Source organism: Pseudomonas sp. PDM03, from assembly GCF_014852385.1.
Taxonomy (GTDB): domain Bacteria; phylum Pseudomonadota; class Gammaproteobacteria; order Pseudomonadales; family Pseudomonadaceae; genus Aquipseudomonas; species Aquipseudomonas migulae.
The window spans coordinates 59,380-74,714 of record NZ_JACVBM010000026.1 but is presented as its reverse complement, the minus strand read 5'-3'; the positions used below and the strand labels follow the sequence as shown (position 1 = coordinate 74,714).

Here is a 15,335-nt window from a genome sequence, read left to right as displayed (position 1 = left end):
GCGGTGGGTCAGTCGAGAAATAAGTTGACTGACCCACCGCTATCGCCAGCAAGCCGGCTCCTACAGGGGAATGCGTACGATCATAGAGACAGGTCGGCTGGCAGGCCGCCTCGTTTTTGCTTTGCTTTGGCTATTGATTTTGATCTGCCCCGTCGGGAGGCCGAGTGGAGGTTCTGCGCAGTGGGCAACCCGGCATGGATGCCGGGTTAGCCGCGCACGGCCAGGGATGGCCGATCGCGGCGGGCCCACGGAGCAGGACCGGAGCGAGGGTACCCTAAGCCTAGGCGAAGGGCCGTACGTCAGGGGCAAAGCCTTTTGGTTCCTTTTCGGCGTTTGGAAAAGGGACTCGCCGTAAGGGCGAAACCATAAGCCGTCGTTACCAAAGGAATGGATATGTACACCTGAAAAAAATTCGGAGCCTGACACAAAGCCATCGCCAGCAAGCCGGCTCCTACAGGTCACCCCGCCGCCAGCCCCTTCCCCGCCCGCTCCAGATTCCGCCACAACCAGACCGGCAACACATCAGGATCAAGACTGTCGATCAAATTCTTCAACGCCAACCCCAATTCTGTGTCGCCCTCAATCACCAGACGCCGACGAAAAAACAGCGTGTCCGGATCCTCCTGACGACTGGCCAACAGTAAAAACTCACGCCAGTTCCCGCTGATCGTCACCGCCGCCGTAGCATGCTCGGCAATCCGCAACCCCTGACGACTGAGCGTCAAGTACCAGGACAACCCCAGGTCGGGAATCCGCAAACACAACCAACGCCCGCGCAACACCTCAAACTCGCCATCACGCAACGGCTCGGCGAGGCAACGATTGAGCGCCTGCTGCAACGCCAGGCGCTGCACGGCAAACGGCACCCGACGCACCAGCGGCAACAACCGGTCGGCACCTTTGAGCAGCCACTTTTTTCGGTTCAGCACAGGCCAACCTCCTCGACGCGCAACATGCCGGCCTGGCCATGCCAGTAGCCATTGCACCCTTCGACAAACAGCGGCGGTGTCTCGCCCGAACGAACCCGCTGATAACTGTCAATCACCTCGGCCATGCCCTGCGCACGCGGGCTCAGGCGCAACAGATCGGCACCGCAGTCCACCAGCCCGGAATAATCGGCGAGCAAATTGGTGACTTCAGCCGACATGGTCTGAATACCGTTGAGGGTAAACAGCGGCTGCCCTTCCTGGCTGGTCAGCGCCATACCGTCGGGGTAGTTGATGCAGCAAAACTGGCAGTCGTCCTTGGGCCGGTTTTCCGCGCGGGCAGTGAAACAGCGTGCGGAATAGGCCAGGGGCAAATGCCCATAGGCAAAAATTTCAACTTCCGGCACCGCACGCCCAAGTTCACGGACCTGCCCGATCACATCGCGGATCAGCGCCGCCGAACACTCCACGGGCGGCACCCAGCGGGTCATTCCGCAGTCGAGCAGTTGCGCCAGCGAGTGGCCGTTGTACAGGTTGAGGGCCGGGCCACCCACGAACGGCAACTGGCGCTCGGCGAGGAACTGCACCGCGCCCATGTCATTGGCCTCCACCAGCAGTTGGCCGTTGTCACACAGGCGGCGCAGGCTGGAAAGCTCCGACGCCGCTTCGATCAGCGTCAGGCTGGAGATCACCAACTGCGCCTGGCTGCACTCCTGTAACTCGCGCCCCAGTCCCAGCCACTGATCCAGTGAAAAGGCCCGGCGTTTCGAGCACACGGTTTCCCCCAGGTAAATCACGTCCAGGGGCATGGCCGACATCTCGGCGTAAAAGTTGCTGAGTTGCTCCTTGTCCCAATAAAACAGGACCGGTCCCAGGCTGAGCTTCATGTCGCGTCCCCTCATTGCCATGATCGATGATATGCACCCAGGGTGGTCTGGCTGCCCTCGGACAACCCGGCCAGCACCTGACGCCATTCTTCCTTGACCCGAAAAGCGCCCGGCGCGCCGCGATGGGCATCCAGCGCGGCGCGCCAGACCCGGGTGACTTGCTCGACATAGGCCGGGCTGCGTTGGCGGCCTTCGATTTTCACGGCTTCGACGCCGATGGCCGTCAGCTCCGGCAGCAGGTCCAGGGTGTCGAGGCTGGTGGGTTCTTCCAGGGCATGAAAGCGTTTGCCGTCGACCAGGAAGCGGCCTTTGCACAAGGTCGGGTAACCGGCCGGTTCGTCGGGGGTATAGCGATCGATCAGGACTTCACTGAGCCGCGCGCTCAACCCTTCGGCGTCCTCGCTCCAGCGCACCGCCTTGGCCGGCGAACAGACGCCGCACAGGTTCGGTGACTCGCCGGTGATGTAGGACGACAGGTGGCAACGCCCTTCGGCCATGATGCACAGGCTGCCGAAGCCGAAGACTTCAATGGGCACTGGGCTGCTGGCGGCCACCTGGCGCACCTGCGCCAACGACAACACCCGTGGCAGCACGGCGCGCCGAATATCGTAGCGCTGCGCGTAAAACGCCAGCGCAGCGGCGTGGGTCGCCGAGCCCTGGACCGAGAGGTGCAACGCCAGTTGCGGATGGCGCTGGCTGGCATAGTTGAGCACCCCGGGGTCGGCGGCGATCAGCGCATCCACACCGAAATCGGCAGCACGGTCCACCGCCCGCTGCCAGCGCTCCCAGCCCTTGGGTTGCGGGTAGGTGTTGACGGCGACATAGAGTTTGCGTTGATGCTGACGGATGTGGGCGACGGCGGCGTCGAACTGTTTGTCGTCCATGTTCAGCCCCGCGAAATGCCGGGCGTTGGTGTCATCGCGAAAGCCGACATACACGGCATCGGCGCCTTGGCGCACCGCCGCTTTGAGCGCAGGCAGGTTCCCTGCCGGGCAGACCAGTTGCATGGGTAATCCTCATGAAAAAAGCGGCGCTGCCAGTCTAGCCAGACCGGCAGGCACTGCCTTGACGGCAATCAATTGCCCTCACTGCATCAGGTCGGCAAAGGACAGGAACATCACGTTGTCGTGCTTGAGCACTTGCTGCTCGCAGTCGATCACTGCCAGCCCGTCAGCCCAGCACGCGGCCGTCAACATCGCCGAGCTTTGCTGAGGGTGCAGTTCCACGCTCAACTGGCCGCCAGCGCCGGGCGTCAACCTGGCTCGCAGGTATTGCCGACGCTTGTTGCGTTGTAACCAGTCGAACCCGGCTGGCACGGCCAGTGGCCGTGGCATCACGTCCGTCATACCCTGGGCCCGGAGCAAGAACGGTCGCACCACCACCAACGCGGTAATCAGTGCTGCCGAAGGATTGCCGGGCACGCCGATCCACGGTTTGCCCGCCACTTCGCCAAAAGCCAGCGGTTTGCCCGGCTGCATGGCGAGGCGCCAGAAATCGATGCTGCCCAGTTCCTCGATGGCGTGCTTGAGATGATCCTCCTCGCCGACCGAAACACCGCCGCTGCTCAGCAACAGGTCGCATTCCGACGACGCCAGGCTCAAGGCGTGCCGACTGGCCGCCAGCTCATCGGCCATCACGCCGTAGTCATGCACCTCCACACCCCATCCACGCAACAGCTCCGCCAGGCAGTAGCGATTGCTGTTGTAGATCTGCCCCGGCGCCAAGGGATCGCCCGGCTCGCGCAGTTCATTGCCGCTGCTGAGCAAACACACCTGCAACGGTCGATAGACTTCGATCCGCGCAATTCCGGCGCCGGCCAGCAACCCGATTTCCTGTGCGCGCAGGCGCTTTCCCGCCTTGAGCAGCAGGTGCCCGCGACGAACTTCTTCACCCTCTTTGCGTACGTGATCGCCAACGCTTGCGGGTGGCAACCAGACTCGCTCGCCGTCGATACGGCAACGCTCTTGCGGCACGACGGTGTCGGCGCCTGGAGGCAAGGGTGCACCGGTAAAAATCTGCACCGCTTGTTGCGCGAGCAACGGTGCGCACGCCTGATCCCCCGCCGCGATTCGCCCGCCGATCAACAGCCAGCCACCCTCCTCGGGCAGGTCGCAAGCCCTGAGGGCGTAACCGTCCATGGCACTGTTGTCCCAGGCTGGCAGGTTCACCGGGGAATGGATATCCGCTGCCAGCACGCGTCCCATCGCTTGATCCAGGCGGATCATTTGCACCAGGGGCGGCGGCGGTGCCTGATCGAGCAGGCGGCTGATGGCCTCGTCCACCGGCATCAGGCTGCCGAGGTCGCACACCCGGCCGGTCATGAGCGTGTCTCGCAGGCATCAATGTTACGTTGGGCCTGAGGTTTCAAATGCGGGGCGAAATTGCACGGGCCGGTGCGACTGTCCAGTTGTTCGAGCAGGATCTTGTTCCAGGCCGTCCGGCAGGCACCCGGCGAACCGGGTACGCAGCACACCAGTACGCCGTTGCTCATGCCGGCCAGTGCCCGGGATTGCAGGCTGGACATGCCGATTTCCTCCAGGGATACCTGACGGAACAATTCGCCGAAGCCTTCCACGTGTTTGTCCAGCAGCGGCAGGACAGCTTGCGGCGTGTTGTCGCGAGCGGTGAAACCGGTGCCGCCGGTCATCAGCACAACTTGTACTTCGGGGTCGGCGATCCACCGGGAAACGGTGGCGCGGATCTGATAGATATCGTCCTTGACCAGGTCACGATCGATCAACACATGCCCGGCGGTTTGCAGCAAATCGGTGAGGGTCTGTCCTGAGGTGTCGGTGTCGAAGGTGCGTGTGTCGCTGATGGTCAGCACGGCAATGTTCAGGGGTTCAAATGTGCGTTGCGCCAGATGGGCCATGTCCAGGTTTCCCGTAGATGAGGGTATGGGCCCAAGCCTGAACCGGAATCCTTGATGAGCCTATTCCTCCAAGGAGGTACCTCTCGGGCGCATGGATTTCTGGCTGATGGGGGGATGGGTTTGTTGGGGGGCATATCCGTTGGTGCGGTGATGGCGGCTATTGGTTTCGCCCTTACGGCGAGTCACTTTGGAAAAGCCCCAAAGTAACCAAAAGGCTCTTGCCCCTTTCGTTCGGTGCCTCGCCTAGGCTCGGCATGCCCTCGCTCCGGTCCTGCTCCGTGGGCCCGCCGCCATCGGCCATCCATGGCCGGGGGCGGCTAACCCGGCATCCATGCCGGGTTACCCACTGCGCAGAACCTCCACTCGGCCTCTCGAGGGGGCGTGTACCTCAAGATCAAAAGCTGAAGGCGAGCTAACGCTCGGCCTGATGAGTGGTGAAAATCAAAAGCACACACGAGTCCCTCCTGTAGGAGCGAGGCTTGCCCGCGAAAAACGACCGGACAACGCATTCATTCAGGCAGCCCGCGTTATCGTTGACGTCCATCGCCAGCAAGCTGGCTCCTACAAGGGAAGTGCATATGTGTTTGGATAAATACGATCCCCTGTAGGAGCCGGCTTGCTGGCGATGGCGGTGGGTCAGTCACGTATGTATGGGCTGGACGGACGCCATCGCCAGCAAGCCCGCTCCTACAGGGGATTGGTGTACATGTCCGGAATGAGTGAACGCAGCAGAGAAGAAGAACGCGGACATCTAAAGAGCCAGGTCGGCTTTCAGGCCGCCTCGGCGGCTGTGGCGGTAGTCGCCCCCTCGAGAGGCCGAGTGGAGGTTCTGCGCAGTGGGCAACCCGGCATGGATGCCGGGTTAGCCGCGCACGGCCAAGGATGGCCGATCGCGGCGGGCCCACGGAGCAGGACCGGAGCGAGGGCATGGCGAGCATTAGCGAGCCACCGAACGAAAGGGGCAAAAGCGCTTTGGTTACTTTCCGCCGGGCCGCGCAGGCTTTTCGAAAGTGACTCGCCGTAAGGGCGAAACCAATAGCAGCCATCACCGAAGAAACGGATATACACACCAACAAAGCCCCCCACCATTTCCCATCAGACTCAAGGCGCCAAACGGCTCCGTTTCCAGACACCCTCATGCAAGCGATAGTCAATACGGTCATGCAACCGGTCCGCACGCCCCTGCCAAAACTCCAGGCGCTCAGGATGCAGACAATAGCCGCCCCACTGCTCGGGTCGCGAAACAGTCTGCCCGACGAAGCGTTTGATCGTGTCAGCCAACAGCAATTCAAGCGCTGCCCTACTCGCCAGCGGACGGCTTTGCGGTGAAGCCCAGGCACCAAGACGACTGGCCATGGACCGGGAATCAAAGTACTCATCCGACAGCGCCGGATCCAGCCTCGAGACGCGACCTTCGATACGCACCTGCCGCTCCAGCCCCGGCCAGAAAAACGTCATGGCGGCATAAGGATTGGCGGCCAGTTGCTGACCCTTGTCACTCTGGTAATGACCGAAGAACGTAAACCCTTCCTCGCTCAAACCCTTGAGCAACAGGACACGACAGTGCGGCCGCCCATCGCTGTCGACCGTCGCCAGCATCATGCTATTGGCTTCGACAGGCGCGCTCTCGGTGTCGCGGGCCAGTTGCAGCCATTGGCGAAACATCACCAAAGGGTCATCCAGCGCATGCTCGTCCTGTAAGCCATACAGGGTGTAGTTGCGGCGCATTTGGGCCAGGGAAAGCGGCATGACAGTGATCTCCGGAAGGTTTTGCTCAGTGTGCGAGGCACTGCGCCAACCGACCTTGACCGCCATCAACAGTGTCGATTACTTGAGCCGCAGACGCCGCGCCAGTTTGTGCAAATTGCTCGGATCGACTTCCAGAATCCGCGCCGCGCTGGCCCAGTTTTCCCCGGACAGGCTCAGGGCCTGGAGAATTTTCTTGCGTTGATAATCGTCGACGGCTTCACCCAGCGGCTGGAATGGCAGATCAGCCGGAGCGGCGTCGCAAGGCTCAGAAACAACCTGCGGTGCGTTCGGAGCACTGTCGAGATCAAGAATCTCGGGCTCCAGCGTCATGATCAACGCACGACTGCTGCCGCGACTGAGCTGCTTCAAGGCGGCACGACTGATCACATGCTCGAGCTCGCGCACATTACCCGGCCAGGTATACGCCAGCAGCGCGCGTTCGGCCGCCGGAGACAGACGCAAGCCACGCAGGCCGAGCCGCGCCCGATTGAGTTCAAGGAAATGCCCGGCCAGCATCAACACGTCATTGCCACGTTCGCGCAACGAAGGGATCGGTACCGGGTACACCGAGAGTCGGTGATACAGATCCGCCCGAAACAGGCCATCGCGAATGCTGTCCGGCAGGTGCCGATTGGTGGCGGCGATGATGCGCACATCGACATGCAGCGGCTTGTCCGCGCCCAGGCGCTGGATCTCGCCGTTCTGCAGGGTGCGCAGCAATTTCGCCTGCACACTCAATGGCAACTCACCGACTTCATCGAGAAACAGCGTGCCACCGTTGGCCGCATCGAAGCGCCCGGCACGGTCACCCGTGGCGCCGGAGAAGGCGCCTTTGACGTGACCGAACAATTCACTCTCCGCCAACGACTCGGGCAAGGCCGCGCAGTTGACCTGAATCAGCGGCTTGTGGCTGCGCCGCGACAAACGATGCAAGCGCCGGGCGAACAGTTCTTTGCCAACGCCGGTCTCGCCCAGCAGCAACACCGGCAGATCGGAGTCGGCCAACACGTCCAGCTCATTGAGTAGCTGATGCAACACCTCGCTCTGCCCGAGGATCTCGCCTTCCTCGACCGGCATTCGCAAATCCTGAGGATCGCTGCGGGACAGGCGCAAGCTGCGGTTTTCCTGTTCCAGGCGAGTGACCCGCACGGCTGCTTCGATCTGCAAGGTGCAGCGCTTGAGCTCCTCCCGCGCACGGCTGTCGAAGGTTCCGGCGTGCAGGGCATCGAGGGTGATCGCGCCCCAGATCCGCCCCTCGACATACAGACTCACGCCCATGCAGTCATGCACCGGCAGCGGTTCGCCGATGTGGTTGTCGAGCAATCCGTCGTAAGGATCCGGCAGGCGACTGTCGGGCTCGAACCAGACGGGTTCGCGCGAGGCCATGATCGCCGCCAGCCGGGGATGCTGGGCGATGACGAACCGGCGCCCCAACGCTTCATGCACCAGCCCCACCGTCGCCACTGGCCTGAGGCTGTCGCCATCCAGACGCAATAATCCCACCGCGCCACTGTTGAAGTATTGGCGCAGGGTCTGGACCAGCCGTTGCAACCGCACGGCATTGGGCAACTCGACAATCAGGTCGGCCGCCAGGCTTTCACGCAGCATGGTTTTAATTACCCTCTATGGTGGGATTCACCCTAATGCGTCAGGGTGCGCATCACCACAACTAAAAATAAATTCATATTTATCAATCAGTTAAATATGGCACGCCGGATGCAACAAGCCAGGGGAACCGTTGAAACCCAAGCAAGGAAACCCTGATGAGCCAGACCCTACTGGAACAAAGCCTCGGCCAACTGGCCTGCGACATTCCCGGCGCTACCCGAATCTTTCACAACTTCAAACTGGACTTCTGTTGCGGCGGGCATAAAAGCCTGCGGGAAGCGGCCCTTGGCAAAGACCTCGATCCGCTGCTGATTGCCGATGCCCTGGAAACCCTGCAAGACACCGGCGAAACCCAGCACGACTGGCGCACCGAAACGTCCGAGGCGTTGATTGCCCACCTCCTGACGCGCTACCACGCCCGCCACCGCGAGCAACTGCCGGAACTGATCCGCCTGGCCCGGCGCGTCGAGCAAGTGCACGGGGCGCGCAGCACCTGTCCCAACGGCTTGGCCGATCTGCTGAGCGACATGCAGCAAGAACTCGAAGGCCACATGCTCAAGGAAGAACAAGTGCTCTTCCCGATGCTGCAACAGGGCATCGGCCCGCAGGCCGCACCGCCGATCCAGGTGTTGCGTTTCGAACATGATCAACATGGCGAAGCGCTGGAACAGATGCTCGCCCTGACCCACCACATCACTCCGCCGGCGGATGCCTGCAACACCTGGCGCGCACTCTATCGCGGGTTGCTGGAATTCAAGGACGACCTGATGCAACACATTCACCTGGAAAACAACGTGCTGTTCATCAACGCCCTGAACCCACACCACTGATCACACTTTTCGCGAGCAGGCTCGCTCCCACAGGGATCAATATTCCCCTGTGGGAGCGGGCTTGCTCGCGAATGGCGTCACCTCAGAACTACCGGTTTTACAGCGCCATCAGCCGTGCCAATAGAACATCGCCTTGGCCAGGATCACGATCAACACCATGTGCCCGAGGATGCTGCGGCGAATCCAGGTCGCGCGGGTCGTGGACAGCCGCGCGCTTTTCAACCAATACGCCAGCAGCAGGTAATGGCCGATGATGCTCAGGGCCAGGATGATTTTCAGGCTCAGCAAGGTGCCAAAACTGCTGGCCAGCGGCTGGCTCAAAACACCGCGGTGTTGCCAGGCGAGCGCGATGCCGGCGCCATACAACAGCAACACCACACCGTGCAGCACCTTGCGCGAGCGCACGGCAATCGCCTGATCCGCCGTCGCTCGCGCCGTTTCTGCCAACGGCTGGCGTGCGCGGTGCCAGATCACCACTTCGAAAAACAGCGTGCCGATGAAGGCGATGGCTGCCAGCAAATGCGTAATCAACAAAAAGGGGTACATCATCGCCCGCCTCCATTCGTTGGCCTGCTCATCCCGGATGACCGTCGACCCGGGCCCGCAGCAGCATCGGCCCATAACGCCAGGCGTACAGCGCAAACGCCAGCGTCCAGCACAGACCGGCCAGCCACAACGCCGGCAAAGGGAAAAACACAATCAACACGACCCGACTCAGACACGCCAGATTGAGCAAAATGAACGCCAAGGTCATGCCCGACGGTGGCTCCAGCGCACGGCCGGTATGCCCGAGCGTTACCCGCGCGATCATCGCCAGCACCAGACCACCCATGGCGCCGATCGTCAGGCAATGCACTGCCAGGCTCGGGTTCAGCGGTACGCCGAAATGCCACAGCGCCATGCCGAGACAGGCCACCGCCAGCCAGCCGTAAGCCAGGTGCAGCGACCACAACAACGGCACGCGCCACAGACCGCGATCTTGCCAGCGCACCAGGCGCACCAGATGCCCAGCCCCCAGCACCGCGAACAACAAACCCACCCAGACATTGGCGTTGAGCGCAGGGTCGACCGCATACAGCAACGCCACCAGTGGCGAGCCAATCAGCAGCAGCCAATCCAGCCATGGCCAAGGGGCAACAGCGTCAACCCGGCCGAGGCCGCGCTGGGTGAAGAACGGAATCACGCGCCCGCCGATCAACCCCATCATGGCCGCCACCAGCCAGATGCCGGTCAGCACGCCCTGACGCTGCCAGCCTTCATGACCTGCGACCAGCCCCGACACGGACACCCCGTCGGCCCCGGCCAGCAACAGCAGGACCATCACAATCGGGTAGTTACGCTTTTGCCGTACCTTCCACAACGTGAAGCCCATCAACGCCGCCACCGCCAGCGGGAACGCCATTTCCAGCACCACCAACAGCGGCCACGGCGCATTGACCAGCCACGCCACGCGCGCCGCCAACCACAGCAGCGCCAGCGCGGCCAACGGTTTGCCGCTGAGGCCGGGGCGACCGGTCCAGGTCTGTACGGCCGTCAGCAGGAAGCCCGCAATAATCGCCAGCCCGAACCCGAACAGCAATTCGTGCCGGTGCCAGCCCAGCCACCCACCGGCCGGTTGCCACGCGGACAACGAACCACTGAAGGCCGCCAGCCAAAGCGGGATGACCAGCACAGCCAACAGGCCGCCCGCGAGGAAGAACGGCCGAAAGGCCAGACGTAACAGCGGCGCGATGGCCATCGCTTTACGGCGGTCAAGCACTTGCATAAAGCCACTCCTCTACCTTGTTGCTGACCTGGCGCCAACCTGCGCGCGAGGTAATTCCGGGTGCAATCATCGGGTATTGCCGAGCAATTGCCTTTGTCGCAGATCAAGTGTGCAAGGGGCGTGCCCCCGCTCCAGATCAACGGCTGGCGGCACTTCCTAGCTGTAACGGTAGCTGACGCAGGGTAAAAATGACCATTTGAAGGTTGTTTTTACCCTGACTGCATGGGTCTTTTTTACCCTGTCCGTCTACAACCCCAATAAACAAAGGCCTTCAGGCATGGCCCGCGTCTTGCTCAAGCCTCGGGAACTCAAAGCAAACTCGATCCCGGGAGTCCTCATGAAAAAAGTCGTCCAGCCACTGGCCTGGTTTGTGGTGTTGACCTCTGTCCTGGCGGTGGCCAGCGGCATCTCCCTGGGCCTTGTCTGATTCTTGATCGCAAGCCACTCCTCAACCTTCAGGATGAATTCCCATGGTGCTTCATCGCGTCCATCACCAGATTCTGCGCAGTCATCACTTGTTCGAGCCGTTGAATGAAGAACAGCTGGATGAATTGATGAGTACCAGCCAACTGCTGAGCATCGACAAAGGCGAGCCGTTGTTTCGTCAGGGCGAGCCGGCCGATTCGTTTTATTTCGTGATTGCCGGGGCGGTGAAGATCTACCGCCTGACACCCGACGGGCAGGAGAAAGTATTCGAGGTGCTCAGCGATCGGCAAACCTTCGCCGAAGCGATGATGCTGATGGACACCCCCAACTATGTGGCCTCGGCCGAAGCGGTCTGCCCTACCCAGCTCTACCGGTTATCCAACAGCACCTACATGCGTTTGCTGCAGAACAACAGCCGGCTGACTTTCGCGCTGCTGGGCAAGCTCTGCGTTCGCCTGCACCAGCGGGTCAACGAAATCGAAACCCTGTCACTGAAAAACGCTACCCACCGGGTCGTGCGCTATCTGCTGACACAACTGGTGCGCCAGCAAACCGTCGACAGTCAATTCGAACTGCCGATGGCCAAGCAACTGATTGCCGGGCACCTGTCGATCCAGCCGGAGACGTTCTCGCGCATCATCCGCCGCCTGATCGATGAAAAAATCATTACCCAGGACGGCCGCCAGATCGCCATTCTTGATCGTCCACGCCTGGAACAGTTCGAGTGAGCGCCATGCCCGTCTGCCTGTATTGCCAACACGCCAACCCATCAAAAGAAACCGAATGCCGCCACTGCGGCATGCCCCTGCCGGCACTGGCCGAACGCGCCGGGGAGCGTCGGCAGCATCGGTTCATGTGGTTCTGCATCGGCCTGACGATCTTTTGCGTGGCGATGTTTTTCTGGCTCCCGCGTTGATGCCAGGGTCAAGGCTGGGTCAACTGGCGATACAACTGCGGTAAGCGCAGGGGCAGTTGTTCGGGCTGGCGGATCAAGGTGTAGCCATTGGAGCCGAACATGTACGGCAAGTAATCCCCGGCCTCGCGATCAATCGTGATGCAGAACGGCGTCAATCCCTGGCGCCGCGCCTCCCGCACCGCCTCGCGGGTGTCTTCGACACCGTAGCGGCCCTCATACAAATCCAGATCATTCGGTTTGCCGTCGGTCAGCAGCAACAACAATTTGCTGCGTCGTTTGCTGGTGCCCAGCAGTTTGGTGGCCTGGCGAATGGCAGCGCCCATGCGTGTGTAATAACCCGGCTTGAGCCCCTGGATGCGACCTCGGGTGTTGTCGTCATAACGCTGGGTGAACGACTTGAGTTCCTGCATGCGCACTTGCTGGCGACGCAACGAGGAAAACCCGTACAGGGCAAAATCATCACCCAGCACCGACAGGGTTTCGCCGAACAACAGCAGGCTGTCGCGGATGACGTCGATGACACGATGTTCATCGTTGAGATGGGCGTCGGTGGACATCGACACATCGGCCAACAGCAGGCACGCGAGGTCGCGGCGGGTCTGGCGTTGTTCCATGAACAAACCCCGTTCGGCGCACTCGCCATGCTCGCGTTCAACGTGAAAATCCAGCCAGGCCTGCATGTCCAGTTCAGAGCCCAGGGGTTGCTGACGTAACCACTGGCGGTCGTTGCGCAGGTGCTCGAACTGACGGCGCAAACGTCGTGCCGAGGCCTTGAGCCGTGGCGGCAGCGGCTGCGCTTCACAGTCGCGCGGCACCATCATTTGCAGATTGACGAAGCTGTCCTGCATCCGCTGCTTGCGATAGTCCCACTCCGGCAACTTGATGCCCTCGCCCAAGGGAATATCGTCGACATCGGCCGGCGGCAGATCCAGGTGCAGCTTGAGGCCACCGCCCTTGCGCAGACGGGTGCGCGACAGCGTCAGTTCGTCCAGGTCATCGGCGACCCGCGCGGCGTCCGGGTCTTCGCTGTCGTCTGACCAGCGATCCAGATCCACGTGTTCGGTCCAGCTGAACAGGTTCTCCAGGCGCACCACCAACAGTCCGCCATCACGGGTGCTTTCATCGATCCGCGTGGCGCGTTTGCGTCCGCTTTTCTGTTCGCCGGGTGGCGTGGTCAACGACTCTTCGGATTCATCGCCCAGATCGGCTGCCTGCGCGCTGGCGAAATTTTGCGGCGGGTACAACCACAATGGCAGCGGCCAGGCAGCGCGTTCGCTACGTGGAAAATGCTCGACACTGCCCGGCTCACGCAACGCCTGGCATAACGCCCGTTCCAGCGCGGCTTCGCTGCGGTTCAACGAAGCCGGATCCGGGCGTAATTGCAGATGCGCATCGACCAGGCGTTGATAGCGGACGCGCAACGCGGGGAAGCGCTGCAACAGCTGTTGCGTCCAGCGCTGATTGTCCCGCCCCCAGTGACGCATCGGCCCGGCCTGCGCCGCCAGCAGCGCGAGCCAACGATAGAGTTCTTCGTTCAGAGCGACGTCAGGAAACACCGCCAGGCTCGACGGCAGCCGAAGATTCGCCGCATCGCACCACGCCAACGGCACTTGTTTGCAGGTGCCGGCGATCTGCTGCAACACGTTGCGCCGCAGCAGCAGATCGCGGTCGCTGGCGGCTTCGACGCCGACACCGTTGGCACCGCCCATGGCGCGAAACAACAGCGCCAGTGGGCGTTGCTGGCTGATCAGCTCAACGCGTGCCTCAGGGAAATCCGCGCTGGCGCGCCGGGTGATGAAACGGTGCCAGACACTGCCGACCCACTCTTCCAGTTCAACGGTAAAGGCCATGGTAGTTGCCCTTTTTCCAAAGCAAAAAAACGGCCCGCTGTCTCAGCCGGGCCGACCTTTTCTAGCCGTTATGCAGGCTCATGACGGAACCACGGCAGCCGGGGCGCGCAAAGCGGCGCGGCCACGTTGCTTGAAGCTGAACAAGTAGCAGAGCAACCCGGCGAAGAAACCCACACCGGAACCCAGGCGGGCCCAGAACAGCACTTGCAAATGTTCGACCGTGGACATGAAGGGCAACGCGATTCCGTCGGCCTGCCAGCGTTGCAGGTAGACCTGCACGACACCGGCAGCGGTGAGGAACAATGTGATCATCACCATCGACAGGGTCATCAACCAGAAGCCCCAGATCTCCAGCGTCTGCGAGCGCTCGTCGCCGGCTTCACCCAAGCCGCGCAAGCGTGGCATGGCGTAGCTGATCAAGGTCATCACGATCATCGCGTAAGCGCCGTAGAAGGCCAGGTGACCGTGAGCCGCCGTCAATTGCGAACCGTGGGTGTAGAAGTTGACCGGGGCCAACGTGTGCAGAAAACCCCAGACGCCCGCACCGAAGAACGCCGTGACCGTGGTGCCCTTGGCCCACAGCGTGGCCGCACGATTCGGGTGTTGCCGACGACGGTTCTTCACCATGCTGAACGCGAAGATCACCATGGCCAGGAACGGCAGCGGTTCCATGGCGGAAAAGATCGAGCCGACCCACAACCAGACCTCGGGCGCACCAATCCAGAAGAAGTGGTGACCGGTGCCGATGATCCCGGTAATCAGCGCCATAGCGATGATCACGTACAGCCATTTCTCCACGACTTCCCGGTCTACCCCGGTGATCTTGATCAGCACAAAGGCGAGCATCGAACCCATGATCAATTCCCACACGCCTTCCACCCAAAGATGCACCACCCACCACCAGTAAAACTTGTCACGGGCGAGGTTGCCGGGGTTGTAGAAGGAGAACAGGAAGAACACCGCGAGCCCGATCAACCCGGTCATCATCACCATGCTGACGGTGGTCTTGCGACCTTTGAGCAGGGTCATGCCGATGTTGTAGAGGAAGCCCAGGCACACCACCACGATGCCCATCTTGGTGATGGTCGGCTGTTCGAGGAACTCCCGGCCCATGGTCGGCAGCAACTCGTTATGGGTCAACCTGGCCAGGCCCGCATACGGCACCAGCAGATAGCCCAGGATCGTCAGCACACCGGCGGCGGCGAACACCCAGAACAGGAGGATTGCCAGTTTCGGGCTGTGCAGCTCTCGGTCGGCTTCTTCCGGAATCAGGTAGTAGGCCGCGCCCATGAAGCCGAACAGCAGCCAGACAATCAACAGGTTGGTGTGCACCATCCGCGCCACGTTGAACGGAATGATCGGGAATAGAAAGTCTCCGATCACGTATTGCAGGCCCATGATCAAACCGAACAGCACCTGACCGAGGAACAGGATCAGGGCAAACACGAAGTACGGTTTGGCCACGGCTTGCGAGGCGAATTTCAGATGTGGATTGGCAATGCTCAT

14 protein-coding genes are annotated in these 15,335 nt (G+C 61.6%); 3 read left to right on the top strand and 11 right to left on the bottom strand.

Going from position 1 to position 15,335, the window contains the following annotated elements; translation table 11 throughout:
• Positions 1-458: 458 nt before the first annotated feature.
• The 7 genes from ubiT to norR all read right to left on the bottom strand — a co-directional run bounded on the left by ubiT (position 459) and on the right by norR (position 8,042).
• Complete coding sequence (gene ubiT / locus IB254_RS26560) at positions 459-929, bottom strand: ubiquinone anaerobic biosynthesis accessory factor UbiT (RefSeq protein ID WP_008044144.1); 471 nt, start codon at positions 927-929, stop codon at positions 459-461.
• Positions 923-1,813: a U32 family peptidase gene (locus IB254_RS26555; RefSeq protein ID WP_192420355.1), complete on the bottom strand. Its 891-nt coding sequence runs from the start codon at positions 1,811-1,813 to the stop codon at positions 923-925. The genes ubiT and IB254_RS26555 overlap by 7 nt, the downstream gene beginning before the upstream one ends.
• Positions 1,814-1,824: 11 nt before the next feature.
• Complete coding sequence (gene ubiU, locus IB254_RS26550; protein ID WP_008034782.1) at positions 1,825-2,820, bottom strand: ubiquinone anaerobic biosynthesis protein UbiU; 996 nt, start codon at positions 2,818-2,820, stop codon at positions 1,825-1,827.
• 78 nt (positions 2,821-2,898) lie between these two features.
• Complete coding sequence (gene glp, locus IB254_RS26545) at positions 2,899-4,134, bottom strand: gephyrin-like molybdotransferase Glp (RefSeq protein ID WP_192420354.1); 1,236 nt, start codon at positions 4,132-4,134, stop codon at positions 2,899-2,901.
• Positions 4,131-4,685, bottom strand: coding sequence for a molybdenum cofactor biosynthesis protein B (gene moaB, locus IB254_RS26540; protein ID WP_008034780.1), 555 nt, complete (start codon positions 4,683-4,685; stop codon positions 4,131-4,133). The genes glp and moaB overlap by 4 nt, the downstream gene beginning before the upstream one ends.
• Positions 4,686-5,786: 1,101 nt before the next feature.
• Positions 5,787-6,434 carry a pyridoxamine 5'-phosphate oxidase gene (gene pdxH, locus IB254_RS26535; RefSeq protein WP_008043454.1) on the bottom strand — a complete coding sequence of 216 codons (648 nt, stop codon included), beginning with the start codon at positions 6,432-6,434 and terminating at the stop codon, positions 5,787-5,789.
• Between the two features lie 78 nt (positions 6,435-6,512).
• Positions 6,513-8,042: a nitric oxide reductase transcriptional regulator NorR gene (gene norR, locus IB254_RS26530; RefSeq protein ID WP_192420352.1), complete on the bottom strand. Its 1,530-nt coding sequence runs from the start codon at positions 8,040-8,042 to the stop codon at positions 6,513-6,515.
• Positions 8,043-8,197: 155 nt separating this feature from the next.
• Here norR and ytfE point away from each other — a divergent pair, with 155 nt between their 5' ends.
• On the top strand, positions 8,198-8,872 hold the full coding sequence (gene ytfE / locus IB254_RS26525) for an iron-sulfur cluster repair protein YtfE (RefSeq protein ID WP_008029646.1): 675 nt from the start codon (positions 8,198-8,200) through the stop codon (positions 8,870-8,872).
• 108 nt (positions 8,873-8,980) lie between these two features.
• Here ytfE and IB254_RS26520 read toward each other — a convergent pair whose 3' ends face one another.
• A complete protein-coding gene (locus IB254_RS26520; RefSeq protein WP_192226591.1) occupies positions 8,981-9,418 on the bottom strand; it encodes a CopD family copper resistance protein in 438 nt (145 codons plus the stop codon).
• Positions 9,419-9,446: 28 nt separating this feature from the next.
• Positions 9,447-10,637: an NnrS family protein gene (locus tag IB254_RS26515; protein WP_192420351.1), complete on the bottom strand. Its 1,191-nt coding sequence runs from the start codon at positions 10,635-10,637 to the stop codon at positions 9,447-9,449.
• Between the two features lie 470 nt (positions 10,638-11,107).
• On the opposite strand from IB254_RS26515, the gene IB254_RS26510 reads away from it, so the two are divergent.
• Entirely contained in the window at positions 11,108-11,791 is a 684-nt protein-coding gene (locus IB254_RS26510) for a Crp/Fnr family transcriptional regulator (protein ID WP_192420350.1), read from the top strand.
• Between the two features lie 5 nt (positions 11,792-11,796).
• Positions 11,797-11,979 carry a hypothetical protein gene (locus IB254_RS26505; RefSeq protein WP_008029656.1) on the top strand — a complete coding sequence of 61 codons (183 nt, stop codon included), beginning with the start codon at positions 11,797-11,799 and terminating at the stop codon, positions 11,977-11,979.
• 8 nt (positions 11,980-11,987) lie between these two features.
• On the opposite strand, the gene IB254_RS26500 is transcribed toward IB254_RS26505, so the two are convergent.
• Positions 11,988-13,829 carry a nitric oxide reductase activation protein NorD gene (locus tag IB254_RS26500; RefSeq protein WP_192420349.1) on the bottom strand — a complete coding sequence of 614 codons (1,842 nt, stop codon included), beginning with the start codon at positions 13,827-13,829 and terminating at the stop codon, positions 11,988-11,990.
• Positions 13,830-13,907: 78 nt separating this feature from the next.
• A complete protein-coding gene (locus IB254_RS26495; protein ID WP_008029660.1) occupies positions 13,908-15,335 on the bottom strand; it encodes a cbb3-type cytochrome c oxidase subunit I in 1,428 nt (475 codons plus the stop codon).